Below are 24,697 nucleotides of genomic sequence, written 5' to 3' on the forward strand. Positions count from 1 at the left end.
CGCTGTTGTGGGCGGGGCGCTCTTGCTACCGCTCGACGTAGGGGACGTAAACGTTGCACGTAGCGGGCGTGGGTGTCGGTGTGGGAGTGGGCGTCGCCGTTGGTTCGGGATAGGGGTAGGGTTGCGGCGCGGTGTGGGCGGTTGGTGTGGCTTGCGCCGCCACAGGGTACGGGTAGGGCGTTGGCGTGGCTGGCGCACAGGGGTTGGGTTCAGGGTAGGGACCGGGATAGGTGGAGAGCGGGTTGGCGTGCGCCACAACGCCCGTGGGGGACGCAGTGCTCATGTTGACGGCGCGCATGGCGAAGGGCAGGGCAATCGCTAACGCAAGCGTGATGAACAGGCTCAAGCGGAATGGGCGCATGGTTCGCTCCTTTCTTCAACTCTACGCCGCCATCCTACACCATATGCGGGCGCGCGTCTATCCCCTTTTGGTCATATTTTAGTCCTATTTTTTTTGGCACCACCATGGCGCACGGCGCGAAAAACAAGGTTTTACACAACCCCAAATTGGGGTATAGTTAGAGTGCCCTGTGCGCATATTCAAACGTGGCTCGCTCTGTCGAGCCATTTTCAATGTTGAACCGATGATGTGTGGAGAGATTGAAAGAAACCTATGGAACCACAAGTGACAATCCCCTCACTTACAGGTCCAAATGAAGCCTACATTGTAGAACTGTACGAACGCTATCTGCATGAACCGGGCAGTGTTCCGCCCGAATGGCAGCAGTTTTTCCGCTATTGGGCGCCCGCCGCTGCCGTGGGGCGTGTTGCCGCGCCTGAAACGGCCACCCCGCCGGCGGAGTTGCGCCGCAAAATCGTCGCCGCCCACGAACTTGCCAACGCCATTCGCCAATTCGGCTTGTTGGCGGCACGGCTCGACCCGCTGGGCAGTGAACCGCCGGGCGACCCCGCCCTGGAACTCGCCACCTACAACCTCACCGAAGACGACCTCGCGCATTTGCCGTCCGACATTGCGGGCGGTCCCATCGCCCAGCGCACCACAACGATGCTGGAAGCCATCGAAGCCTTGCGCGCCATCTACTGTGGCACCATCGGCTACGATTTCGAGCATATCCACGTGCCCGAAGAGCGTGAATGGTTGCGCGCCGTTGTCGAGGAAGGACGCTTTACGCCCGAACACGACCCCATCAACGAGCGGGCGTTGCTGGAACGGCTGACGCAGGTGGAAGTGTTCGAGCGCTTTTTGCACCGCACGTTCCCAGGGCGCACGCGCTTTTCCATCGAAGGGTTGGATATGCTCGTGCCGATGTTGGATGAAATCATCGGCACGGCTGCGGAAAGCGGCTATCGCCACATTGTGCTGGGTATGGCGCACCGTGGGCGCTTGAACGTGTTGGCGCACAACCTCAACAAGCCCTACGAAGAGATTTTGACCGAATTCTACGGCTCGGATCCCTTGCCCGCCTCGGCGATTGAAGCCGCAGAAGAAGGCTACACAGGCGACGTGAAGTATCACCTGGGGGCGCGCCGTGCGTTGGATGGGGGTGAAACTGTTGACCTGCAAGTCACGCTGGCGCCGAACCCCAGCCACCTCGAATTTGTCAACCCCGTGGTGTTGGGCATGGCGCGCGCCGAACAGACCGAACGCGGCGAGCCTGGTCGCCCGTCGCTCTACCCTGTGCGTGCCTTGCCGGTGCTCATTCACGGGGACGCTGCGTTTATCGGCGAAGGCATCAGCGCCGAAACGCTCAACCTCTCCCGCCTGACGGGCTATTGGGTGGGGGGCACGGTGCACATCATCGCCAACAACCAGGTGGGCTTCACCACCGACCCCCACATGGGGCGCTCCACCCTGTTCGCGAGCGACCTCGCCAAAGGGTTCAAGATGCCCATTGTGCACGTCAACGCCGATGACCCGCTCGCCTGTCTCACGGCGGTACGGCTGGCGATGGCGTATCGCCGCCAGTTCCGCAAAGATTTTGTGATTGACCTCATCGGCTATCGCCGCTGGGGGCACAACGAAGGCGACGACCCCACGTTTACACAGCCCCTGCTCTACAAGAAAATCAAAAACCACCCCACCGTGCGCACGCTCTGGGTGCAGCACATGGTGGCGCATGGCACGTTGACGCAGGAAGACGCCGACGCGCTCGAACAAGCCCACATGGAGCGCCTGCAATCCATCTGGAATACCATTCGCGAGCGCGACATCAAGCACGACGTGCCCGAACCTGTCAAACCGGGGCGTTTTGGTCCGCTGGATACGACTGTTCCGCTGGAAACCCTGCGCGACATCAACCGCGCCCTCTTCACCGTGCCCGAGGGCTTCAACATTCATCCGCGCCTGGCGCGTATCGTTGAACGCTGGCGCCAGGCGTTGGAACCGGACGGCGACGGCATGGTGGAATGGGCGCATGCCGAAACGCTCGCGTTCGCCACAATCCTGGCGGACGGCACGCCCATTCGCCTGACGGGGCAGGATAGCGAGCGCGGGACGTTCAGCCAGCGCCACCTGGTCTGGCACGACCAGGAGACGGGGCGGCGCTATACGCCCATACAGGCGTTCCCGCACGCCAAAGCCGCTTTCGAGGTCTACAACAGCCCCCTTTCAGAAGCGGGTGTGCTGGGCTTTGAATACGGCTACGACGTGCAAGCCCCCGATGCGCTGGTGTTGTGGGAAGCGCAATACGGCGATTTTGTCAACGTGGCGCAGGTCATCATTGACCAGTTCATCATGTCCGCCAAAGTCAAATGGCACCAGACGCCCGCCCTCGTCATGCTGTTGCCGCATGGCTACGAGGGCGCCGGTCCTGAGCATTCCAGCGCACGCCTGGAACGCTTCCTGCAACAAGCCGCGCAAGGCAATGTGCGCATTGCCAACTGCACCACCGCCGCCCAATACTTCCACCTGTTGCGCCGTCAGGCGAAATTGCTTCACCTTGACCCGCGCCCGCTCATCGTGATGACGCCCAAGAGCCTGTTGCGCCACCCGTTGGCGCGTTCGCACGTCTCCGACCTGGCGCAGGGCACGTTCCAAACCGTCATTCAGGATGAAGCCGCTTTGCAGCGGGCGGAGCGTGTGCGCCGCCTGGTGTTGTGCAGTGGGCATATCTACGTTGACCTGGTGGGGGCGGAGCAGTACAAAACCGCCGAACACGTAGCCGTGGTGCGCGTCGAGCAACTCTACCCCTTCCCCGAAGAAGAATTGCGCGACGTGCTGGCGGCATACCCCAACGTGGAAGAAGTTTGCTGGGTGCAGGAAGAACCGCAAAACATGGGCGCGTGGGAATACATGTTCCCCCGCCTGACCGAACGAGTCTTGCCCGATGGCTTGCCGCTTTGCTACGTGGGACGCCCACGCTGGGCAAGCCCCGCCGAAGGCGCGCCCGAATGGCACGCCCGTGAACAGGCGCGTATTGTCGCCGAAGCATTGCAATGAGCGCGAACCCAAGTCCAACTGTGAGAAGGTGTGAACCGAGGTGAACCGATGAAACTCGAAATCCGAGCCCCACAACTTGGCGAATCCGTTGTCGAAGCCACCGTCGGGCGGTGGCTCAAAAAAGAGGGCGAACCTGTCAAAGCGGGCGAGGTGCTCGCCGAACTCGAAACCGATAAAATCAACGTCGAAGTCGCCGCCGAGCAGGACGGCGTGCTGGTGAGCATTGTACGCCATGAAGGCGACGACGTGGCGCCGGGCGACATCCTCGCTTATCTGGAAACCGACGCCACAGCCGCGGCAACCGCCGCACCCGAACCCGCCCCGCGCGAAGCCGCCGCGCCGCCGCCGGCGTCCCAACCGGCCTCTTCACCCGCTGAAGACATCAAAGCCACACCCGTGGCGCGCCGTTTGGCGGAAGAAACCGGCGTTGACTTGCGGCAGGTGCAGGGCAGTGGACCCTCTGGGCGCATTACCAAAGAAGACGTGCTCGCCGCCTCGCAGCAGCGCACCGCGCCCACACCCGAACCCAAGCCAACCCCGCCGCCCGCACCCGCGCCTGCCCCTGTTGCGCCGCCGCTGGTACAGCCTGGGCGTCGCGAAGAGCGTATCCGCATGTCGCGCCGCCGCCAGACCATTGCGCGCCGCTTGCTGGAAGCCAAGCAGAACACCGCCATGCTCACCACCTTCAACGACGTGGACATGAGCGCCGTTATTGAACTGCGCAACCGCTACAAGGAGCACTTCCAGGAAAAATACGGCGTGCGTCTGGGCTTCATGTCCTTCTTCACCAAAGCCGTGGTGAGCGCCCTCAAAGCCTTCCCCTTGCTCAATGCCGAAATTCAGGGCGATGAAATCGTGGTGAAGTACTACTACGACATCGGCATTGCCGTTGGCGCGGAAGGGGGGCTGGTGGTGCCTGTCCTGCGCGACGCCGACCGCCTGACCTTCTACGAAATCGAAGCCAAAATCCGCGAATTTGCGAAGAAAGCCAACGAAGGCACCCTGACGCTTGAAGAATTGCAAGGCGGCACGTTCACCATCACCAATGGGGGCGTGTTCGGCTCGCTGCTCTCAACGCCGATTCTCAACCCGCCGCAAGTCGGCATTTTGGGCATGCACCGCATTGAAGAGCGTCCTGTGGTGCGCAATGGCGAAATTGTCATTCGCCCGATGATGTACCTCGCGCTCAGTTATGACCACCGCATTGTGGACGGGCGCGAAGCCGTGCAATTCCTGGTGCATGTGAAAGAGATGATCGAAAACCCCGAACGGTTGTTGCTGGAAGGCTAACCAACCTTGTGAGAAGCGCCATGCGTTCGCTCGATGCGTTGCAAAAACTGACGCTCTTTTTCCTGACCGCCTTCTTCGCCGTGGCGTTGACGACGGGCTATTGGGCGGTTGTGCGCGCCGACGACCTTAACGCGCGCAACGACAATTTGCGCCGTTTGGAACGTGAGCGGCGTGTGGCGCGTGGCGCTATGCTGGCGCGTGACGGCGAAACCGTGCTGGTGGAAACCACATTCGACGAAGAGGGGCTGGCGCAGCGCATGTACCACATGCCTGCGCTCGCCCCCATTACCGGCGTGTGGAGTTTGCGCTACGGCAACAGCGGGCTGGAAGCCGCTTACGATGAGTGGCTGGCGGGGCGCAAAGGCGAACCGTTCACCCAACTGCTCGACAACCTGCTCCACCGCCCCGTGCGCGGGTACGACCTGGTGCTCACCGTAGACCCCGCCCTGCAAGCCGAAGCGGTGCGCTTGCTGGGCGAGCGGCGCGGCGCGGTGGTGGTCAGCAATGTGGAGACGGGCGACATTCTCGCGCTGGTGAGTCTGCCCACCTACGACCCCAACACCTTTGAGGATGACGCCGAGGCTTTGCAACAAAGCCCCGCCAATCCACTGCTCAACCGCGCCACACAGGGGCTCTACACGCCTGGCTCGGTCTTCAAAATTGTGACGTTGGCGGGGGCGTTGGCGAAAGGCAAAACCTCGCTCGATGAACGCTGGCAAGACCCCAACGGCATTTTCTTCGTGAATGGCTTTCCCATTCGCGATTTTGAAGAGCCGCCGCAAGACGAATTCGATACGGCGCACGCCCTGGCGTACAGCAGCAATGTGGTGTTTGCCCAATTGGGCTTGCGCCTGGGGGCGGATGCCATGCGTGAAGCCGCACGCGCGTTTGGGTTTGGGGAACCGCCCCCCATTGCGATTGAAGCCGAAGCGAGCCGCCTGGGGCGCGATGATTTTCTGCTGGACGATGTGGGGCTGGCGAGTACCGCGTTTGGGCAGGGGCAGGTGCAGATGACGCCCTTGCATGTCAACCTCATCACAGCGGCGGTTGCGCGTGATGGGCAGTTGCCGCGCCCGCGCCTGGTGCAGGCTATTCGCACCGCCGACGGCGACACCCTGCAAACCATTCGCCCCATGACCTGGAAGCGCGCCGTCAGCCGCCGTGTTGCGGAGCAGGTGCGCGAGGCGATGGTCGTTGCAGCGCGCGACGGCTACGCGCGCGCCGGTGCGCCGGCTTGCACCGCGATTGGCGGCAAGACGGGCACAGCGCAGTTGGGGGGAACGCTCGCGCCGCATGCCTGGTTTACCGCCTTTGCCCCTGCGGAGCAACCGCGCTATGCCGTCACTGTGCTTGTGGAAAACGGCGGGTTGGGGGGCGATGTCGCCGCCCCCATTGCGCGGCGGTTGATCGAGATGCTGGTGTGTACGCCGTGAAAGCAGGTACGCGATGGATGAGTTTTACGCCAAATTAGCCGAAATGGAGCGCGAAGGGGTGCCGCTGGCTGTGGCAACGGTGGTACGTGTGCGCGGTTCCGTACCCCGCGAAGTCGGCGCCAAGATGGTCATTCACCCCTACGGGCAGCATTACGGCACAGTCGGGGGCGGATGCGGCGAAGCCGATGTCATTCGCGCCGGCATGGATGTCATTCACACGCGACGCCCGCGCTTGATCGAAATTGACCTGACCGATGATGTGACCATGCAGTCGTTGGGGGTGTGTGGGGGCGTGATGGATGTCTTCATCGAACCCTGGCCGCCGCAGGAGCCCGACCATGCCTGAGGACGACCTGCGCCGTGCGCTCTATGCGGCAATCCAGCGGCGCGAGCCGGTGGCGCGTGTGGTGCTCATTGCTGGACCAGAGCCGCTTGTCGGGCGGCAGGCGCTGGTGTGGTTGCAGGGCGACCCGTTGGGCGCACTTGGGCTACCCGAAGCGGTCTGGGCGCAGGTTGTGCGCGATGCCCGCATAGCGATTGAACAGCGGCGGCACACCACGCAGACCTACGCGCTGGATGCAACCACCACCGTCCAGGTGTTCATGGAAGTGATTGGGCGACCGCCCACGCTTCTCATCGTCGGCGCGGGGCACATTGCGCAACCGCTGGCACAGGTGGGGGCGCTGTGCGATTTTCGCGTCATCGTGGTGGACGACCGCCCCGCCTACGCTCGTCCCGACCGCTTTCCTACCGCCGACGAGGTGCTTGCCATCCCGTTCGATGACCTTCCCGCCCATGTTCCGCTGGACCGCGATACCTACGTGGTGCTGGTGACGCGCGGGCACCAGCATGATGTTGATGTGCTCTTGCGCATTCTCGATGCCCCGCTCGCCTATATCGGCATGATTGGTTCGCGGCGGCGCATTCAGGGCGTGTTTGCGTTGCTGAAAACCACCCACCACCTGACGGATGAGCAACTCTCGCGCGTGTATGCGCCCATCGGGCTGGATATTGGCGCTGAAACGCCCGCGGAGATTGCGGTTGCCATCATGGGGGAGATCATCCTCGTGCGGCGCGGCGGCACGGGGCGACCGCTGTCGGATGCGTTGTGGGTGGGGAAGCGGCGCGTGCATGTATGGCGCACTCAACGGAACCGTGGCACAGGGGATGCACAATGAGCGAACGCTACCCGATTCCCGCCGGTGTTCACCGTGTTGAAGAAATCATCAACCGCAGTCGTTTTATCACCACGATAGGGCATGCCCCAACTGTGGAAGCCGCCCGCGCGTTCATTGCACACGTGCGCGAGGAATTCGCCGACGCCACACACAACTGCTGGGCGTATGTGGTTGGACCGCCGGGCTCCACGGCGCAGGTCGGCATGAGCGACGATGGCGAACCGCACGGCACGGCGGGGCGTCCCATGCTGACGGTGCTGTTGCATAGCGGCGTCGGGGAGATTGTGGCGGTTGTCACGCGCTACTACGGCGGTATCAAACTGGGCAAAGGGGGGCTGGTGCGGGCGTACAGCGGCGGCGTCAAATTGGCGTTGGAAACGTTGCCGCTGGTTGAAAAAGTCCCACGGCGGCGTCTGGTGCTCACGTTCGATTATTCCTTCCTGACGCCTGTTCAGCGGCTTTTGCCCTCGTTTGAAGCGGATGTGCGCGAAGAAACGTACACCGAGCACGTTCGCCTGGCGCTGGATGTCCCCGAAGAACAGGCGGATGCTTTCATCGAAGCCGTGCGGGAATTGACGCATGGTCGCCTGAATGTGGAACCCGCACCTGGTGAACCCCATTCAATCGGCTAAACCAATCGCACAAAGGAGCGCACAATGCCTGAGATTGCCATCATGATTGAAGGGCAAAATGGCCTCAATTGGGAGCGCTGGAAGCGCATTGCCCATGCCGTGGAAGATTTGGGCTTTGTAGGGCTCTATCGCTCCGACCACTTCACCAACGCCAACCCACCCGACAAAGACTCGCTGGAACTGTGGGTCTCGTTGACCTGGCTGGCGAGCCACACCTCGCGTATCGAGTTTGGTCCCCTGGTCACGCCGGTTTCGTTCCGCCATCCCGTCTTTACAGCCCGCATGGCGAAAGATGTGGACGATTTGTCAGGCGGGCGGCTGGTGCTTGGTGTGGGGGCTGGCTGGCAAGAGCGCGAGCATGCCATGTTCGGCTTTGATTTGCTTTCGGTGCGTGAACGGTTCGCCCGTTTTGAAGAAGGGTTGGAAGTCATCACCCGCCTGCTGCGCTCTGAGGAGCGCGTCACGTTTTATGGGCGTTACTACCACTTGCAGGATGCCATTCTCTTGCCGCGCCCGCACCGACCGGGGGGACCGCCTGTGCTGATTGGCGGCAACGGCCCGCGGCGGACGTTGCCGCTGGTGGCGCGCTACGCAGATGAGTGGAACGCCGTGTTCATTCCGCCTGCACGCATTGCCGAATTGAATGCGCGGCTGGATGAGTTGCTGCGTGCAGAAGGTCGGCGTCCCAGCGACGTGCGCCGCTCATTGATGACGGGGCTCATCTTCGGGCGTGATGCAACCGAACTGGCGCGCAAGTTGGAAGGGCGTCCACCGGCTGACGAGTTGCGGGCGCGCGGGCTGATTGTGGGCATGCCGTCGGAAGTGCGCGAGCAAATTGCCGCGTTGGACACCGTGGGTGTCCAGCGTGTCATGCTCCAATGGCTCGGTCTGGACGATGTGGACGGGCTGGCGGCGCTCGCCGAGGCGCTGCTCCACTGACAGCGTACCGGCTGCATGAAAAGACCTGGCAGGCTTTCAACGTCTGCCAGGTCTTTGTGTGTCGCGTGGGCGCAGGTGGGCGCTAGCGCCCGCGCCACCAATCCTTCCGCGAGCGGGGGTCCATGAATGTGCCGTTATCGCGAATGGCAACGCGAATTTCCGAACCGCGGGCGCGCCCGATGGGTTGGCCGCCCATCACCGCCGGCAACGATGTACGCCCGGCGGTGTTCCATTGTTCGTACAACGCCAGCAGTGACGGTTCCACACAGATGTTCTCGATATGCACCGTATACCCATGCACCACGTTATCTTCGCGGGTGTATTTGAGCGTTATGCGCTCGCGCGTTGCGTAAAGCACAAGGGCGTCATACCCATATCCGATGTTGTAGCCGCTGTCGGGAACGCGAATCACTTCCAGAGGCGTTGTTTGCATACCGCTCAGCGTCACAGACCAGGTTGTGAGCAAATTCCCCCGACAATTGCATCCCCAATCCCAATCGTAAACGCGGTATTGTTGGGTGAAGGTGGGCGTGCGTTGGTCGCCGAACAGCCCATAGAGTTGAGGGGCGTTGGGGTCGTATCCGCCGCCATAATCAACAAGCCCGCGGAACGCATTAGTTGGTTCGTAGCCGCGCAATGCCAGGTTGATGTCAGCGTGTTGGGTGGCTGGGCGGTCGGTAGGTGACCCTTCAATCGTGAATGCAGTGTAAGACACGCCGGAGATTGGTTCGCAGGGATCGGGGGTTGGTGTCGGTGTTGGTGTTGGGGGTGGAGCTTTTACAATGGCTGGCAAGTAGACGTACTTGTTATTTGTGGTTGTGGCGTGTACCGCTGGTTTTGCAGGGAGATTGAGAAACCAGATGAGACTGCAAAAAACAATGCACCCAATCACCAAAATGAACCGCTTACGCATCTGCTCTTTCCTCTGTTGTTTTGTGCGCTTTATTTTCCAGCACTTCTTTGGGACAAAAACAACAAGCCCGCCGAAGCGGGCTTGAGTGTACTGCATAGTGACACAGGCGAAATAGGAAAATGGTCAGGGAAGAGGAACGTTTTCTTCCCACCAATACGTGTCAGGTGGTTCCTCTGGCGGGACGAAAGCCCCGTGTACGCGGAAGCGTTGGTATGCTTCTTCCAGATAAGGTGGCAATGTCAACTCTTGCGGAAACAGATTGGGGCGTAGGGCGCGCAAACCGCCATTGAGAAACGTCGTGCGTGCTTCCCATACTTCTGTTGGAATGTGTGCAAAGTCCACTTCGTCTGACGCGAGAATGAAACCGTATGAGCCGGCGAACGAGTGGATATGGGCGGCGTGGAGCGCTGTATGGCGAAAATGCCGATCCAGCAAAACGCGCACTTGTAGTGCGTAGAAGTTGGGGGCGTGAATCGTTTCCCCATGAGTGGCGACAATGCCGCCCGGCGCAAGCACTCGCTTCACCAACCCAATCACTTCCTCATAGAGCGCCATCCCTTCCAACTCGTAGGGGTCTACAAGGTCAACGATAGCGACATCGAACTGCTGGCCTGTTTCACGCAAGAAGTTGCGCGCATCGCCAATGATGATGGTGGCTTTGGGATGGTCGAAACTGCCCTGGTGGATGTGGGCGAGGTGTTCTTTGCAAGCGTCCAGCACCACCTGGTCCAGTTCGACCATGACCACTTCTTCAACACGTTGGTCGCGGAGTACTTCGCGCAAGGCAAGCCCATCGCCGCCGCCTAAAATCAGGACGCGACGGGGCGAAGGATGCGCTAGCAAGGCCGGCAATACCAGGCGCTCGTGGTAGATGAATTCGTCGCCTTCGTAAATTTGGATATTGGCGTCCAGGAAGAGCGCGCGCCCACCTTTCCACAGGTCGGCAATGACCACTTCTTGATAAGGCGATTGTGTGCGCACCACCCAACGTTCAATCCCCGTCAGGACAACGAACGTGGGGTGGGTGCGATCACAGGACGCCGCGATCCAGTTCGACGATTTGTGTGCGTTCGGCATCGAGTCGCTCCGAGAGAATTTCAAGCGCTTTGTAGGGTAAACCGCCACACGTGAAGACGTCCACGGCGGCGTAGCCGTATTCCGGCCAGGTGTGGATGGAAAGGTGGGATTCCGCCAGCAGCATCACGCCGGTGACACCATGCGGGGCAAAAGCATGCATGGCGATGTTGAGAACCGTCAATTCGCCGCCTTCCGCAGCGGCCAGCATACTTTCGCGAATATGTTCAACGTCGTTCAAGAGTTCAGGAGAACGTGACCAGAGTTCGACAATCAGGTGTTTGCCCAGGACGATCCTCTCGGTCGCCCCCAGAAGTTCCCCCAGAGAAGCATGCACCTTCTCAATCGTCATAACGAGCCTCCTTTATGCGTAAAATGGTTGCTCGTGCCCCCAAGGGACACCCCAGGCCTAACGACCGAGGGGGAGGACCGTATTCACTTGTGATGGGCCTCCTGGCTGCTCATCAGCACAAAGCCTCAGGCAAACCCCGGAGACAAGGTGTGTTTTTTGGTCCTTTTGGCTCTGACCGCTGCAGTGTGAAGGCGGTCTCGGCGTCTCACCCCCCTACAGTACAGAAAAAAGCGTTCCCCCCGCCGAAGCGAGGAAAGAACGCGGTTGACAAAAAGGCTAACAAGCCGCCCAAGTATAAAAATGGAAAGCGTGGGTGTCAAATAGGAAAAACGTCATGGGCTCTGGCACTCTCGCTAACCTATGCTATCATGCCTGCTGGTTTTGCCTCAATCAATCGAAATGGTGAAAGGATGACGTATGGCATACGAACGCGAACTGGATATCGCACGGCAACTCGCCCGTGAAGCCGGCGCTTTGCTTTTGCAGTACCGTGACAATGTCGGCGCTGTGATTGACAAAGGCGGCAATTCACCCCAAAGCGAAGCCGACCGTGCAAGTAACCGTTTGCTTGTTGAGGCATTGCATTCGCATTTTCCTGAAGATGGTATTCTCGCCGAAGAATCGCCTGACACCATGCGCGCCCACACGCATCGCCGTGTCTGGGTGATTGACCCGCTTGACGGCACACGCGAATACCTGGAAGGCATTGACCAATTCGTTGTGCAAATCGGGCTGGTGGTGGATGGACGCCCCCAAATGGGAGTGGTCTATCAACCAAGTAGCGATCGCCTCTACTACGGCATTGTGGGGGAAGGGGCATGGTTGGAGCATGAAGGAGCGACGACGCCGCTCCGTGTGAGTGAACGGAGCGACCTCGCGACGTTCCGCGCTGTGGTGAGCCGCTCGCATGGCGAGGGCATCACTGACGAAATGTTGAAGCGCCTGGGGATTACCGACGTGGCGCGCATTGGCAGTGTGGGGATGAAGGTCGCCGCCTTGCTGGAACAGCGCGCAGAGGTGTACATTCACCCAAGCCCGCACACCAAGTTGTGGGATACCGCCGCCCCCGAAGCCGTGTTGACCGCCGCGGGTGGCGTCATGACCGATTGCCATGGTCGCCCGCTGGTGTACAGCGCCGATGTGGTGAAAAACCGCTACGGCGTGGTGGCCAGCAATGGGCGTGCACACCGCAAAATTATCAGCATTGTCTCGCCGCTCTATCGCGAATAACGAGGGAGGATGTGCATGGTTGCGAATGCCATCACACTCAGCCGCTTGATTTTTCTTGCTGTGGCGTGCGCGCTGTTGTATGTGCATGGTGTGGCGCCGCGCGTGGTCGCATTCGTGTTGATTCTGTTCTTGATTGCGCTTGACGGTGTGGATGGCTGGGTGGCGCGCAAACGGGGCGAAGTGAGCGACCTCGGCGCCGTCATGGATATCGCCATTGACCGCGTGGTTGAAAATGTCTTCTGGATTGTGTACATGGATTTGGGGCTGGTTCATGTGCTGATTCCGCTCATCGTGATCAGCCGCGGCATCATTACGGACGCCATTCGGGCGTATGCGCTTGCCAAGGGCGAAACGGCGTTTGAAATGATGAAAACGCCCTGGGCGCGCTGGCTGGTGAGCGGGCGTCCCATGCGAGCGTTCTACGGCTTCATGAAAGCCTTTGTCTTTGCAGCCCTGGCGCTGTTCCTGGCATTGCAAGCCTGGCAACCCGAAGCCGCCTGGTTAGCGCCTTTGCAACTGGTGCTCACCGGGCTTGTCATCCTGACTGTGGGCATTACAATCCTGCGCGGCGCGCCTGTTGTCTATGAAAGCAAGCGATTCTTCTTTGGTGAACCAGTCTGAGGCAAACAAAGTCGAGCAACAATGAAACCACGTCGTCCGAATGTCGTCATCAAAACATTGCCGGTGCTTTGGGTGGATACGCCCGAAGCCTTAGCCGAACTTGACCGCCATCTTGAAGGGGCGACGCGCCTTGCGCTGGATACCGAATTTGTGCGCGACCGGCAGTATCGCCCGCGCCTGGAAATCATCCAATTGGCCACGGATGACCTGCTGGCGGTGCTTGATTACCGCGCGTTGCAATCGCTTGGGCGCTTGGCTGAGTGTTTGCTGGATGACCGCGTGCTCAAAGTCATGCACGCCGCCCGCCAGGACCTCGAAATTCTGTACGACCTGCTGCAACGTGTGCCCCGCCCACTCGCCGATACGCAAGTGGCCGCCTCCATCGTGGGAATTGGGGCGCAGGTGGGGTACGCCAATCTGGTGCGGCAGGTGCTGGGTATCGAGTTGAAGAAGGCGCAAACGCTGACAAACTGGTCGCACCGCCCATTGTCCCCGCATCAAATTGAGTATGCACTGGATGATGTGCGCTATCTGCTGCCCTTGTGGGACGAATTGGCGCGCCGCCTCGACGCCATGCAGCGCATCGGCTGGTTTTGGGAAGAGATGGAGCGCGTGAGCGAACCGCACAACTTTGCCCCGCATGCGCCCGATGATGTGTGGCGTTCGTTCAAGGGCGCTTCACGCTTGCGCCGTACCGAGCAGGCGGCTTTGCGGGCATTGGCGGCTTTGCGCGAGCGCATTGCCCGCGAACACGATATGGCGTTGCCTTTCGTGCTCCGCGATCAGACGTTGCTGTATCTGGCGCGACGGCGACCGTCCTCGTTGCAGGAATTAGCCGACGTTCACGACATCCCCGATTGGCTTCTTGAACAGTATGGGCCCGAGTTGCTCGACGCTCTGGTATCTGCTGAGCATGAAAAAAACGCGAAACGGCCGAAAAAACGCCGCGCACTCACCCAATCGGAACATGAGTTTGTCGATGTCTTGTTGGCGTGGGTGCAGGTGCGCGCCCGCGAAGCCAACGTCGCCCCGGACACATTGGCGACACGTGAAGACCTGGAACACTTGCTCGCCTCTGAACCGGAAGCGCGTACCGGTTTGCCGCTTTTGCAGGGATGGCGGCGTGAAGTGGTCGGTGAATCACTTTTGGCGTTGCTGGAAGGCCGCGCCGCCTTGATGTGGAACCCCGTAGATGGACGCCTCGAATATCTCAACCTGGCTGACGATGTGTAACTATGCCTCGTATCATGCAGCGTCGCTCTCTTCCTGAGTATATCGCTTGGTTGATCACTGTCGCCGGTCTGCTTTTTTTTGTGGCGTTGACCGTTCAACGCCATAACGCCTTTCTGACCACAGCCTTTGACCTTGGGAACTACGACCAGGCGGTTTGGAACACGGCGCATGGTCGCCCGCTGCGTCTCACGAACATTCCCGGTGTAGACATTCGGCTTGCGCACCATGTAGAGCCGATTCTTTTCCTGATTGCGCCCCTCTATTGGCTGTGGAGCGACCCGCGCATGCTGTTGATTGTGCAGGCGACTGTCGTGATGGCGGGGGCATTGCCCGCCTACTGGCTGGCAAGACGGCGCTTGCAAGACGACTGGGCGGCGCTTTTCTTCCCACTGGCGTGGGTCTTGTACCCACCGCTGGAAGGGGTCGTGCTGTTTGACTTTCACGCAGTGGCGTTGGCGTCCAGTTTGCTTTTGTTCGCCTTCAATTGGCTGGATGAAGGGCGCGTGCGCCTCTTCGCTCTGGCGGCATTCCTCGCCGCCATGACCAAGGAAGAAATCGGCTTCCTGGTGGCGCTCATGGGCGCGTATGCCTTTTTCGTGCAAGGGCGGCGTCGTCTGGGGTTGGTGACCATGCTGGCGGGGGCGGGCTGGTCGCTTTTCGCCATCGAAGTGGTGACGGCTTATTTTAGCCCCAAAGGCGAGCATGTTTTTCTTTCCTACTACGAAGGGTTGGGGGATGGCTTTTGGGGGTTGGTGAAAACGGCGCTGACTGCACCGCAGCGCATCATCATGCGGGCGCTGGAAGGCGGGGCAATCAGGTATCTCGCCACGATTCTGGCGCCGCTGGGCTTTCTGGCTTTGCTTGCCCCCGAGGTGCTGCTGATTGCCGCGCCTTCATTTGCCGTCAACTTGCTCAGTTCGTCCGAACCCATGCGCACGCCGGTTGGCTTTCACTATCCTGCGCCTATCACCCCCTTTGTCTTTGCCGCGAGTATTGTGGGATTGGCGCGGCTGGCGCACTGGTGGCGCGCGCGCGGCGGCTCACCACAGCATGTGGCGCGTGTGGGCGTGCTTCTGGCGCTCCCATTGCTGATGTGGGCGCACCGGCAGGATGGTGCAACGCCGCTTGCGCGCTGGTTCGAGTGGCCGCGCGTGACCGAACATCACCGCATTGGCGAGCGTATCATCGCGCGTATCCCCCCCGATGCCGCGGTCTCGGCGCAATGGCGGCTCAATCCACACGTGAGCCAGCGCGAGCGTATCTACCAGTTCCCTGACGTGCGCGATGCCGACTATGTGTTGATTGATGTCACCATCCCGCTGCTTTTGCAACATCCCAATGATCTGTATCGCACGGTGCAAGAGATGCTGGCGGGCGAGTGGGGGATTGAAGCCGCTGAAGATGGGTGGCTTTTGTTGCGGCGTGGCGCATCGCGTAAAACCTTCCCGGATGAATTTTACACCTTTGCCCGCACCACGCCCGATGGAGCCGCCGTGCCCGTTGATGTGCAGTTTGGGAATGCCGTGCGTCTGGTGGGGTACACCTTGACCGAAGAACGCAAAGGGTGGCGTCTCACCCTGTACTGGCAACGTGTGGGGCCTGCCTCGGCGGATACGCACCTCTGGCCCTTTTATTTTGACCTGCGGACGGGGTCTGTGTTGGAAGACACCTCGTTGCGCCCCATGGTGGAAACGATTTGGTATCCGCCTGTGATGTGGAAAGAAGGCGAGACGGTGCGCACGCGCATGTTGCCTTGGCCTGTGCCGGAGCCGTTCGGCGTCGCTGTGCAGGTGCGGCAGGGTGAGCAGGCGCTTTCGCCAACTGTTTTTGCCGGTGATGTGGGGTATCGCCCGGAGGGGGCGGTTTGGTTGACACAACACCCACCAGCGCGATGGGCGGATGCCGAAGTGGCGTTGCCGCACCGTTTTGAAACCACGCCTGTCCCCACTGAGTTGGTGCGCGTGCAAGTGCCGGCAGACGAGTATGTCACCGCGGGGCAGCCCTATACCGTGACGTTGACATGGCAGGCAGGCGGCGCAACGGATGTGCCGCTGACTGTCTTTACGCAGGTGCTGAACGAAGCGGGGCAACTGGTGGCGCAACATGATAGCCAGCCGGCTGTTGGGCTACGGCCAACTGTGGATTGGCAGCCGGGTGAGCGCATTCAAGATCCGCATATCATTGCACTGCCTGCCGACCTGCCGGCGGGGCGGTATCGGCTCATTGTGGGCTTGTATGATGCGCAAACAGGGCAGCGCGTACCTGCGGGGACGCCCGATAATGCTCTCGAAGTCCATCAATTTGTGGTGCAGGACGACAAATAGACGGGGGCTTGCCTGATGAAGGCGCCCCGATTGATACGTGCGTTTGTCTTGTGCTATACTTTCCACTGGTGTTGCATCACCTTGGGCAAACGGAAAGTGCCAATCTGAGCAACAAACCTATTTGTGCTAGTAGAAAACGTATGTTGGGAACACTCATCAACGCCATAACGGTTCTTGTGGGTGGCACAATTGGCTTGCTGTTTGGCAACCGTTTGCCGGAAAAGACGCGCCACACGGTCATGCATGGTTTGGGATTGGCGACGCTCGTTGTTGGAATGCAAATGGCTTTGACTACGCAAAATGTGCTCGTGGTCATTTTCAGCGTGTTGTTGGGCGGTGTTGTTGGCGAGTGGTGGCGGCTTGATGACCGTTTGGAGGCATTGGGCGACTGGTTTCAGCAGCGCCTTGTGCATCCCGACAATCAGGCGACATCGCGCGTGAGTGAAGGGTTTGTGACAGCGAGCCTCGTTTTTTGTGTAGGACCGATGACCGTGTTGGGAGCGTTGCAAGATGGGTTGACGGGAAACTTTGAACTGTTGGCCATCAAGGGCCTGCTGGATGGTTTTGCCGCGATGGCGTTTGCGTCTGTGATGGGATGGGGCGTTTTGCTCAGCGTGTTCACCATTCTCATCTACCAGGGGGGCATTTCGCTGGGGGCGATGCTCTTTGCGCAGTCGCTGGCAGGCTCATTGACGGCGGACACCCCCGCGCTTGTGGAACTGACCGCGACGGGAGGGGTGTTGATTTTGGGGATAGGCTTGGGATTGCTGGATATCAAGCGTATCCGTGTCGCCAACTTTCTTCCCGCGCTCGTCTTTGCTCCGCTGTTGGTCTTCCTGGTGCAACACCTCATTCCATAAATAAAAAGTGTGCTTGCAAGAGCGCACGCCACATGAGGAGTAAGGCATGATGAGTTTACCGACCGAGCAACGAGATGTTGCGTTATTTGTTGATTTTGAGAACGTCTATATCTCTGTCCGTGAAGTGTATGGGCAAAATCCGAATTTTGAATACATCATGGAAAAAGCGGCCGAATATGGTCGTGTGATTATTGCGCGAGCGTATGCTGATTGGTATCGGTATCAGCGTGTGACTAATGCGCTTTACGCCAACGGGATTGAGCCCGTTTATGTACCGACGTATTACTACGGGCAAGAACCGCACAAAGCGACCGCTATCAAAAATAGTGTGGACATCCACATGGTGATTGACGCCATGCGGACGCTCTACACGCACGAAAACATTGACGTGTATGTCTTCGTCACCGGCGACCGGGATTTCATCCCGCTGATTCACGCGATTCGCCAAAAGGGCAAGATGTGTGTCGTGATTGGGGTTGCCGATACGGCAAGCAGCCATTTGGCGCAAAGCGCCGACGAGTTTTTGTTCTACCATCAGCTTTCTGATGATATTCGCCCCGCCCGTGAGAAAATGGACCCCTTTGAGGCGGTTCCCGAAGCTGTCAAACTGGCGCGCCAACGGGGGAATGTGCCCACATTTGCCATCATCAAACTTCTCTTGGTGGAATTGTTGGGCGAGTTCGACCACACCAAACTGAAAGACCGCCATGGGCGCTCATTCCAAAAATTCAAGGACTTCATGAAGGAATGTGAACGGCGGGGCTTGATTCGCATTGTAAGTAGCGGCACAGTTAACGAAGTGTTGTTGCCGGGCGAAGACCTCTCTATGGCTGTGTACGCAGGTGAACAAGGCAATGGCAAGAAAGAAAAAAGCGAGAAAGGGCGGCGTGGTCGCGCGCACAAAGCCGATACCGCTGAGACGCCATCAGAAGCGAGTTCAAGCCGCTTGATACAGGGGGATGTGGACCCGTTGCAGTTGCTTGTGCAAGCTGTGCACGAGGCGCGCAAACGCAACAACCTGTGTACGATGGCAACGCTCAAAGTGCTGATGAAGGAGCTCTACCCCGGTTTTGATGAGCGCCGTTTTGTTGGGCCCGATGGCAAGCCGTTCAGCAAATTCAAGGATTTGGTCGAAGCCGCCGAGGCGCAAGGGCTTGTGCAAACCTTGACAACGGGCACCGTGCACGAGGTCTTTTTGCCGGGCGAAGACCCGTTGGCGTTGAGTCGATTCCGTCGAGGTGAGAAAACAGCGTCTGGGGATACACCGACAACATCATGAAGGGCGAAAGTGCTAGGTGGGGGATTCCGTGAGAGTCCCCCACTTGCGTTTAGGCGGGGGTAGGCTCTTTGACTTCTTCCACACGGTACGCCCGAATGGGTTCACTATGCCCTTTGAGCACAATCGGTTCAATGGGGCGTACGACAACCAGGTCTTTGACTCGCTCATAGGTGGCGTTGTCAATCAAAATCTCACCGCCATGCGCAATTTCTTGCAGGCGTTTGGCGGTGTTTGGCGTGTTCCCAATCGCGGTGTAATCCATCACTTGCTCTGAGCCTACGTTGCCGACTACCGCTTCCCCTGTGGCGATACCAATCCCAATGTGAAGTTTTTGCAGCAACTCATCGCCTTCGCGCATGCGCAAGAACGCTTGTTGCATCGCCCATGCCGTGCGAATCGCGCGCTCGGCGTCGTTTTCGCTGGCAAGCGGTGCGCCGAAAAATGCCATGATGGCGTCGCCGAGGTATTTGTCCATGGTGCCGCCGTATTCAAAGACAAGCGGCGTCAGCACGTTGAAAATGCGGTTGAGTACGTCCAGCACGAGGGCTGCATCACGGCGTTCGGCAAAGTGCGTAAAGCCGCGGATATCCGCAAAAAGAACGCTGATGACGCATGTGCGCCCCCCCAGGCGCAAGTTCTCATCCGGGTTTTCGAGAATGGTCTGGGCGATTTCGCGCGAGACGTAGCGCGTCAGAACCTGTTCCAGCAAAGCGTTTTTGGCTTGCAATTCATCATGCAGTTGCTTGATACGCAGCAAAGAGCGCACACGCGCCAAGAGTTCTACGCGATTGAACGGCTTGCTGAGAAAATCATCGGCGCCGGCTTCCAGCCCCTTGACCTTGTCTTGCACTTCGCGCAGAGCGGTGAGCATGAGGATGGGGATAGCGCGCCTTTGTTCATCAGCGCGCAAACGCCGAGCGACCTCGAAGCCGTCCATCTTCGGCATCATAATGTCCAGGATAATGAGGTCGGGATCATGTTTTTCGACGGCTTCCAGGGCTTCAACGCCATCGTATGCTGTGAAAATGAGGTATCCTTGTGGAATCAACATCGCTTCGACCAGTTCCACGTTGTGTGGATGGTCATCTACCACAAGAATGCGTGGCTTGTTTTCACTCTTGGCTTGCGTCATGACGACCCTCTTTATTCAGTATCTGGGTGCGCTCGTCAACCTGTTCTTGCCCTTGCAACGGCATTTCAATGTGCACGCGCGTTCCTTTGCCTTCCTCACTCTCAATCCAGATACGCCCACCATGCATTTCAACCAGGCGGCGGGTCAAGGTCAACCCCAAGCCCGTGCCTTCGGTTGAGCGGCGATAGCGGTCTTCTTCAATGCGGGTAAACGCCTCGAAAATTGTATCCAGTTTATCGGCGGGAATGCCGACCCCGGTATCTTCGACCGTGAGGCGCAACCTGTCGCTTTCTTCCCACGCCCAAATGGTGACCGACCCTTCTTCGGTGAATTTGATGGCGTTGGAAACAATATTGTAGAGCACCTGTTTGAAGCGCAGACGGTCGGCGACGATGCGGGCGGGGGCGTGGTCAAGGGTGTATTTGAGTTCCAGCCCTTTCTTTTCGGCAAGTGGTTGCACAACGCTCACAACTTCTTCGATAGCGCCGTGCAGGTCAAACAGTTCGTAATGCAGGTCCATGCGCCCGGCTTCAATTTTCGAGAGGTCCAGAATATCGTTAATGAGGTCTAACAGGTGGCGGGCGCTGGTCAGAATGTTGTTCAGGTAGCGGTGCTGGTGCTCGTTGAGTTCGCCAAAGGCTTCATCCTGCAACACTTCGCTGAACCCGATGATGGAGTTGAGCGGTGTGCGCAATTCGTGGCTCATGTTGGCGAGGAATTCGCTCTTCAAGCGTGAGGCGCGCGCCAGCTCTTCGTTGGCGCGTTGCAATTCTTCGGTGCGCGCTTGCAATTCCGAGATGAGCCGCGCGTCCTCGATGGCGGTAGCAACCTGGTGTGCAAAGAGTTCGAGCACCTGGATTTGTTCCCATGTTGGGCGCAATCCATCCGCCGGACCGTCAACTGAGAGATGCCCGAGAATACGGTCGCCCAGGCGGATGGGAATAATCAACACGTCAGCAGGATGCCAGCGATGACGCCCTTCAGATTCATTGAGGATGATGACTTCATCCTGCAAGATGAGGCGGTCGGTTTCGCGCAGATATTCCAACTGTTCCTGGCTGAGTTGTTCGGCGCGAATGAAGTAGGATTGGCTGATGCGGTACTTTTCGTGTTGCCAGAACGATTCTTCGATGGGCGAAGGCGGCAAGCCTAAAATGCGCTTTTCAAGCGCGGGGTCGCGTGAAACGGCTGCCGCGGGCAAGACAACGCCACGTTCCTCATCCCGCAAGAAGAGCGCCACCGTGTTCCAGCCCAGCGTTTCGCTGACCGTGCGGCAAACCTGTTCAAAGAGTGTGGGCAAGTCGGGTTGGCGGCGCAGGTGTTGAATAATGTCCAACAGGCGGGTGACCTGTTCGGCGTGTTGTTGGACCTTGCGGAAGAGCTGGGCGTTTTCAATGGCAACGCTCAGCTGATTGGTGAGCGTTTGAAGCAAGAGCAAATCGCTTTCGTCGAACGCGTTGGTACGGGCGTCTTGCAAATCGAGCACGCCGATGACTTCACCGCTGCGGTTGAAAATGGGGAGCGCCATTTCGGCGCGTGTCTGTTCGAGTGTGGGCACGTAGAAGGCGCTGTTTTGCACGTCGTTGACAATGAGCGGCTTTCCGGTAGCGGCAACGTGCCCCACAATCCCTTCTGAACCGACTTTGAGCGGGCGGTTTTTGCGGCGCGTGAGCAAACTGGTATCAGTCGTGGCAGCGAGATAGGCGTATTCGTCCTTGACCAGGTTGATATTGACCTGGGCGTACCCATAGGCGCGTTGAATCGCAAAGACGACTTCCGTCAGCAGGTGGTCAAGGTCCAGAATGGTGTAGAGCCGCCGACCAATTTCGTGCAAGAGAGTGAGTTGTTCGATGCGTCGTTTTTCTTGCGCCAGTAGAAGCGCATTTTCGTAGGCGGCGGCGGCTTCTTGCGCAAGGAGCGAGAAGATTTGAACGGTGTCGTTGGCTACTTTTTCGGGGTCGAGCAACAGAAGGATAGCGCGCACTTCGTTTTCCCAGGCAAGTGGCGCGGCGATGTACTGTTTGCATTCAATCGTGAAGGTTGAGCCGTCGTTGCGTTTCCCTTGAATGGGACCTTGGCCTGTTGTGGCACCAATCGCACGCACGAAGGTAATGAAATCGCCTTGCAGCAAAATTTCGTGCAAATTGGTATGCCGTTGCATGTTGATATGTTCGGCAAGGAACAGGTGTTCCCCGCGCTTGATGAAGAGCGCCGCCGCGCGTGCCGGAAGCATGTCAAGCGCTTCTTGGAGAATGTGGCGGCGGAGCGCCGCAACGTCGTGCTCACCCGCCAGTCGCAAGAGGCTTTGATAGAGGCGCGTCAGGGCGCGGATGCGACTTTCACTTTGCTGGTAGAGTTGCGCGTTTTGAATGGCAGCGGCGACACGACTGGCAAGCAGTTGCAGCATCAATTCATGGTCGGATGTAAATGTGCCGGGTTGGTCGCTATCAATGCTGAGCGCCCCAATAACGCGGTCTTCGATAATGAGCGGCGCGACCATGAGTGAGCGCACCCCTGAACCAAAGTCAATGAACGCGGGGTCTTTGGTCGTGTCGGTGATGCAAAAGCTGCGCCGTTCGAGGACGGCACGTCCGGCGATACCTTCACCAATGTGCATGGTAGGTTTTTCGCGGACCGGAATCTCCTCGTCGGAGAGGGCGACCGGCACGAGCATTTTGCGTTCTTCATCCACCAGGTGGATGATGGCTTTGCGAGCTTTGGGGAAACTCTTGACGGTGTCGCGCAGAATGCGGCGCAACACTTCTTCCATATCCAGAGAGCTGCTGATGGAACGGCTAATATCGAGCAACGTGTTCAGTTCGCGCACACGTTGCCGCAACATCGCGTTGAGGGCGTTGAGTTGTTGCTCGCGCTGACGGAGTGAATCCAGCATTTGGTTGAAGGCAACACCGACTTCCTGGAATTCGCGCGGCGCTTGTGCAAGCGCAAGCGGGCTGTAATCCCCTTTGCGGACACGCTGCGTGGCGGCAATAAATTGCTCAACAGGGCGCGCAATCGAACGCATCATGAAGACAACGCTGCCGAGGGCAAAGAGTGCGCCTAACAGGAATGTGACCAATACGATGAGCGCGGCATCACGGCTGAGTGTTTGCGAAGTGATTTGGAGCGCCTGGAACTCTTCAAATTCATTTTCACGCAACGTTTGAATGTGGCTTTGGACCTCGCGCGCGAGCCTTTCGGTTTCACGCAACAAGGTGCGTTTATCGTCCTCGGTGAGCGTATCCGTATTTTCGAGAGCGCTCACAACGAGGGATTCCCATTGTTGATAGGCTGCCTGTGCCGCCCGGAGTGTGTTGAACCGCTCAGGTTCATCTGCAAAAGCGGTTTCCAAATCGTTGAAGGTTTGGGTCAATGCCGCGCGGGTCGCGGTCAATTGGGCGAGAGCGTCATTCGACTCGCTCGTCAGAAAGAGTTCCCAACTCGCTTCTGCGAGAGAAAAATCTTCGTTGAGGTGTGTAACGGCTTCAAGTTCGCTGGTGGCGTCAGTGAGGATGGACAAAATGCGGTTTTGTTGTTGGGTGATGCGATAATAGGAAAAAAGCAGCGCAATGATCGCAATTCCCAGGACAACGACATAGCCGAACCAGATACGATAAACCAAACTGCGTGAAAATTGGCGTAAAGGCTGACGCTCAATTTGTTTCGCCATAGGATTTTTTCTTTACATGCTTCTATTGACAGAGCTGGGTTCTGTTATTCTATGAGCAAGAAGGCGTTTCAGCAAACACGAGAGTACCTTTTCTCTATGGTTTTCAAGATGAATACGCACGTTGGTTTTGATGAAGACTTTTGAACAAACGGGGGGATTGCATATCATGCGCCTGCATGTTTACAGAGGGGGGAAGGTGTGAAACCAACAAAGGCTTTTTTCATTGTGTACAACCCTGTGGCGGGGCGTGGGGGGGCACGCCGTCGGGCGGCGGCGGTGCAGGCATGGATGGAAGCCCGTGGGGCGATGTTTCAGATGCAGGCGACGAATGCGCGGGGGGATGCGGTGCGCTTGGCGGCGAAAGCGGCGCGTGAAGGATGGCCTGTTGTTGTGGCAGTAGGCGGCGATGGCACCATCAATGAAGTGGTGAACGGATTGTTGCATGCTGAGGATGAAGGTGTGGCGCTGCCCACGTTGGGTATTGTGCCCGCGGGCAGCGGCAACGATTTCGTCAAGGTGTTGGGGCTGTATCGGCAACCATTCGAGCGTGTGATGGATGTGTTGTGGCGGGCAACCCCGCGCGAGGTGGATGTAGGATGCGCCAATGGGCGCTATTTCCTGAACGGCTTGGGCTGGGGCTTTGATGGTTTTGTTGCCGAAGAAGTCTACCGCATACGTCGTTTGCGCGGGTTTGCGGCGTATTTGTGGGCTGTGTTGAAAGTGTTGCCGCGATACCCAACGGCGCGTGTGCGCATGTGGCTGGATGAACGCCACCCCGTGGAACGGGATATCACCATGGTGGCGGTCACAAATGGACCTTGCTACGGTGGGGGGTTTTGGATTTGCCCGCATGCCCGTGTGGATGATGGGTGGCTGGATGTGGCTCTCGCCGACGCCATGCGTCCATGGCACTTGTTGCCGCTTTTGCCGCGTGTGATGCGCGGCACACATGTTCATCACCCGCGCGTAGCGTTTGACAGGGCGCGTGAAGTGGTGTTGCAAAGCGACCGCCCTTTACCCTCCCAGGTTGATGGGGAATTGCTGGGCACAAATTTGGAAGAAATCCGCGTGCGCGTTTTTCCGCGCCGTCTTGCTGTGTTGGCAGATAACTTTGAGCAATCGACAACCAACTGAAAG

20 protein-coding genes are annotated in these 24,697 nt (G+C 58.8%); 14 read left to right on the forward strand and 6 right to left on the reverse strand.

Annotated features, from left to right (window positions below; genetic code table 11):
• Positions 1-25: 25 nt before the first annotated feature.
• The gene (locus SE16_RS16115; protein ID WP_054493577.1) at positions 26-361 is read right to left on the reverse strand and encodes a hypothetical protein; all 336 of its coding nucleotides are present in this window, start codon (positions 359-361) and stop codon (positions 26-28) included.
• A 252-nt stretch (positions 362-613) separates the two neighbouring features.
• On the opposite strand from SE16_RS16115, the gene SE16_RS00985 reads away from it, so the two are divergent.
• The 7 genes from SE16_RS00985 to SE16_RS01015 are packed head-to-tail and all read left to right on the forward strand — an operon-like array spanning position 614 to position 8,872.
• Positions 614-3,400, forward strand: coding sequence for a 2-oxoglutarate dehydrogenase E1 component (locus tag SE16_RS00985; RefSeq protein WP_054493576.1), 2,787 nt, complete (start codon positions 614-616; stop codon positions 3,398-3,400).
• 48 nt (positions 3,401-3,448) lie between these two features.
• On the forward strand, positions 3,449-4,690 hold the full coding sequence (gene odhB / locus SE16_RS00990; RefSeq protein ID WP_060687092.1) for a 2-oxoglutarate dehydrogenase complex dihydrolipoyllysine-residue succinyltransferase: 1,242 nt from the start codon (positions 3,449-3,451) through the stop codon (positions 4,688-4,690).
• 20 nt (positions 4,691-4,710) lie between these two features.
• On the forward strand, positions 4,711-6,123 hold the full coding sequence (locus tag SE16_RS00995) for a peptidoglycan D,D-transpeptidase FtsI family protein (RefSeq protein ID WP_054493575.1): 1,413 nt from the start codon (positions 4,711-4,713) through the stop codon (positions 6,121-6,123).
• Between the two features lie 13 nt (positions 6,124-6,136).
• The gene (locus SE16_RS01000) at positions 6,137-6,469 is read left to right on the forward strand and encodes an XdhC family protein (RefSeq protein ID WP_054493574.1); all 333 of its coding nucleotides are present in this window, start codon (positions 6,137-6,139) and stop codon (positions 6,467-6,469) included.
• Positions 6,462-7,301, forward strand: coding sequence for an XdhC family protein (locus SE16_RS01005; RefSeq protein WP_054493573.1), 840 nt, complete (start codon positions 6,462-6,464; stop codon positions 7,299-7,301). Before SE16_RS01000 ends, SE16_RS01005 begins: the two co-directional genes overlap by 8 nt.
• Entirely contained in the window at positions 7,298-7,933 is a 636-nt protein-coding gene (locus SE16_RS01010) for a YigZ family protein (protein ID WP_054493572.1), read from the forward strand. The genes SE16_RS01005 and SE16_RS01010 overlap by 4 nt, the downstream gene beginning before the upstream one ends.
• Positions 7,934-7,957: 24 nt before the next feature.
• Positions 7,958-8,872 (forward strand): LLM class F420-dependent oxidoreductase, encoded by a 915-nt coding sequence (locus SE16_RS01015; protein ID WP_054493571.1) that lies wholly within the window; start codon positions 7,958-7,960, stop codon positions 8,870-8,872.
• Positions 8,873-8,954: 82 nt separating this feature from the next.
• On the opposite strand, the gene SE16_RS01020 is transcribed toward SE16_RS01015, so the two are convergent.
• The 3 genes from SE16_RS01020 to speD form a co-directional block, all read right to left on the reverse strand.
• On the reverse strand, positions 8,955-9,587 hold the full coding sequence (locus tag SE16_RS01020) for a hypothetical protein (protein ID WP_152918163.1): 633 nt from the start codon (positions 9,585-9,587) through the stop codon (positions 8,955-8,957).
• 321 nt (positions 9,588-9,908) lie between these two features.
• On the reverse strand, positions 9,909-10,862 hold the full coding sequence (locus SE16_RS01025; protein WP_082374335.1) for a spermine/spermidine synthase domain-containing protein: 954 nt from the start codon (positions 10,860-10,862) through the stop codon (positions 9,909-9,911).
• Positions 10,816-11,211 carry an adenosylmethionine decarboxylase gene (gene speD, locus SE16_RS01030; protein WP_082374334.1) on the reverse strand — a complete coding sequence of 132 codons (396 nt, stop codon included), beginning with the start codon at positions 11,209-11,211 and terminating at the stop codon, positions 10,816-10,818. The genes SE16_RS01025 and speD overlap by 47 nt, the downstream gene beginning before the upstream one ends.
• Before the next feature lie 417 nt (positions 11,212-11,628).
• Here speD and SE16_RS01035 point away from each other — a divergent pair, with 417 nt between their 5' ends.
• The 6 genes from SE16_RS01035 (at position 11,629) to SE16_RS01060 (ending at position 18,758) form a co-directional block, all read left to right on the forward strand.
• The gene (locus SE16_RS01035) at positions 11,629-12,441 is read left to right on the forward strand and encodes a 3'(2'),5'-bisphosphate nucleotidase CysQ family protein (RefSeq protein ID WP_054493568.1); all 813 of its coding nucleotides are present in this window, start codon (positions 11,629-11,631) and stop codon (positions 12,439-12,441) included.
• A 15-nt stretch (positions 12,442-12,456) separates the two neighbouring features.
• Positions 12,457-13,062: a CDP-alcohol phosphatidyltransferase family protein gene (locus tag SE16_RS01040; protein WP_054493567.1), complete on the forward strand. Its 606-nt coding sequence runs from the start codon at positions 12,457-12,459 to the stop codon at positions 13,060-13,062.
• A 21-nt stretch (positions 13,063-13,083) separates the two neighbouring features.
• Positions 13,084-14,295: a ribonuclease D gene (rnd, locus tag SE16_RS01045; RefSeq protein WP_054493566.1), complete on the forward strand. Its 1,212-nt coding sequence runs from the start codon at positions 13,084-13,086 to the stop codon at positions 14,293-14,295.
• Between the two features lie 2 nt (positions 14,296-14,297).
• Positions 14,298-16,619 (forward strand): DUF2079 domain-containing protein, encoded by a 2,322-nt coding sequence (locus SE16_RS01050; RefSeq protein WP_054493565.1) that lies wholly within the window; start codon positions 14,298-14,300, stop codon positions 16,617-16,619.
• Positions 16,620-16,759: 140 nt separating this feature from the next.
• Positions 16,760-17,479: a DUF554 domain-containing protein gene (locus SE16_RS01055; protein WP_054493564.1), complete on the forward strand. Its 720-nt coding sequence runs from the start codon at positions 16,760-16,762 to the stop codon at positions 17,477-17,479.
• A gap of 46 nt (positions 17,480-17,525) precedes the next feature.
• Complete coding sequence (locus SE16_RS01060; RefSeq protein ID WP_054493563.1) at positions 17,526-18,758, forward strand: NYN domain-containing protein; 1,233 nt, start codon at positions 17,526-17,528, stop codon at positions 18,756-18,758.
• A 49-nt stretch (positions 18,759-18,807) separates the two neighbouring features.
• Here the strand turns inward: SE16_RS01060 and SE16_RS01065 are convergent, their stop codons facing one another.
• Both SE16_RS01065 and SE16_RS01070 read right to left on the reverse strand, forming a co-directional pair.
• The gene (locus SE16_RS01065) at positions 18,808-19,890 is read right to left on the reverse strand and encodes an adenylate/guanylate cyclase domain-containing protein (protein ID WP_054493562.1); all 1,083 of its coding nucleotides are present in this window, start codon (positions 19,888-19,890) and stop codon (positions 18,808-18,810) included.
• A complete protein-coding gene (locus SE16_RS01070) occupies positions 19,871-23,560 on the reverse strand; it encodes a sensor histidine kinase (protein WP_054493561.1) in 3,690 nt (1,229 codons plus the stop codon). The genes SE16_RS01065 and SE16_RS01070 overlap by 20 nt, the downstream gene beginning before the upstream one ends.
• 198 nt (positions 23,561-23,758) lie before the next feature.
• On the opposite strand from SE16_RS01070, the gene SE16_RS01075 reads away from it, so the two are divergent.
• Positions 23,759-24,694 (forward strand): diacylglycerol/lipid kinase family protein, encoded by a 936-nt coding sequence (locus SE16_RS01075; protein ID WP_060687094.1) that lies wholly within the window; start codon positions 23,759-23,761, stop codon positions 24,692-24,694.
• The last annotated feature ends 3 nt before the right edge of the window (positions 24,695-24,697 follow it).

Source organism: Ardenticatena maritima (assembly GCF_001306175.1).
In the GTDB taxonomy this organism is placed as follows: Bacteria; Chloroflexota; Anaerolineae; order Ardenticatenales; family Ardenticatenaceae; genus Ardenticatena; species Ardenticatena maritima.

Coding starts and splice junctions, on each gene's coding strand:
- SE16_RS01010 (WP_054493572.1), top strand. CDS start 7,298: ATGAGCGAACGCTACCCGATTCCCGCCGGTGTTCACCGTGTTGAAGAA.
- SE16_RS01035 (WP_054493568.1), top strand. CDS start 11,629: ATGGCATACGAACGCGAACTGGATATCGCACGGCAACTCGCCCGTGAA.
- SE16_RS01070 (WP_054493561.1), bottom strand. CDS start 23,560: ATGGCGAAACAAATTGAGCGTCAGCCTTTACGCCAATTTTCACGCAGT.
- odhB (WP_060687092.1), top strand. CDS start 3,449: ATGAAACTCGAAATCCGAGCCCCACAACTTGGCGAATCCGTTGTCGAA.
- SE16_RS01000 (WP_054493574.1), top strand. CDS start 6,137: ATGGATGAGTTTTACGCCAAATTAGCCGAAATGGAGCGCGAAGGGGTG.
- SE16_RS16115 (WP_054493577.1), bottom strand. CDS start 361: ATGCGCCCATTCCGCTTGAGCCTGTTCATCACGCTTGCGTTAGCGATT.
- rnd (WP_054493566.1), top strand. CDS start 13,084: ATGAAACCACGTCGTCCGAATGTCGTCATCAAAACATTGCCGGTGCTT.
- SE16_RS01055 (WP_054493564.1), top strand. CDS start 16,760: ATGTTGGGAACACTCATCAACGCCATAACGGTTCTTGTGGGTGGCACA.
- SE16_RS01005 (WP_054493573.1), top strand. CDS start 6,462: ATGCCTGAGGACGACCTGCGCCGTGCGCTCTATGCGGCAATCCAGCGG.
- SE16_RS01025 (WP_082374335.1), bottom strand. CDS start 10,862: ATGCCGAACGCACACAAATCGTCGAACTGGATCGCGGCGTCCTGTGAT.
- SE16_RS01015 (WP_054493571.1), top strand. CDS start 7,958: ATGCCTGAGATTGCCATCATGATTGAAGGGCAAAATGGCCTCAATTGG.
- speD (WP_082374334.1), bottom strand. CDS start 11,211: ATGACGATTGAGAAGGTGCATGCTTCTCTGGGGGAACTTCTGGGGGCG.
- SE16_RS01050 (WP_054493565.1), top strand. CDS start 14,298: ATGCCTCGTATCATGCAGCGTCGCTCTCTTCCTGAGTATATCGCTTGG.
- SE16_RS01065 (WP_054493562.1), bottom strand. CDS start 19,890: ATGACGCAAGCCAAGAGTGAAAACAAGCCACGCATTCTTGTGGTAGAT.
- SE16_RS00985 (WP_054493576.1), top strand. CDS start 614: ATGGAACCACAAGTGACAATCCCCTCACTTACAGGTCCAAATGAAGCC.
- SE16_RS01060 (WP_054493563.1), top strand. CDS start 17,526: ATGATGAGTTTACCGACCGAGCAACGAGATGTTGCGTTATTTGTTGAT.
- SE16_RS01040 (WP_054493567.1), top strand. CDS start 12,457: ATGGTTGCGAATGCCATCACACTCAGCCGCTTGATTTTTCTTGCTGTG.
- SE16_RS00995 (WP_054493575.1), top strand. CDS start 4,711: ATGCGTTCGCTCGATGCGTTGCAAAAACTGACGCTCTTTTTCCTGACC.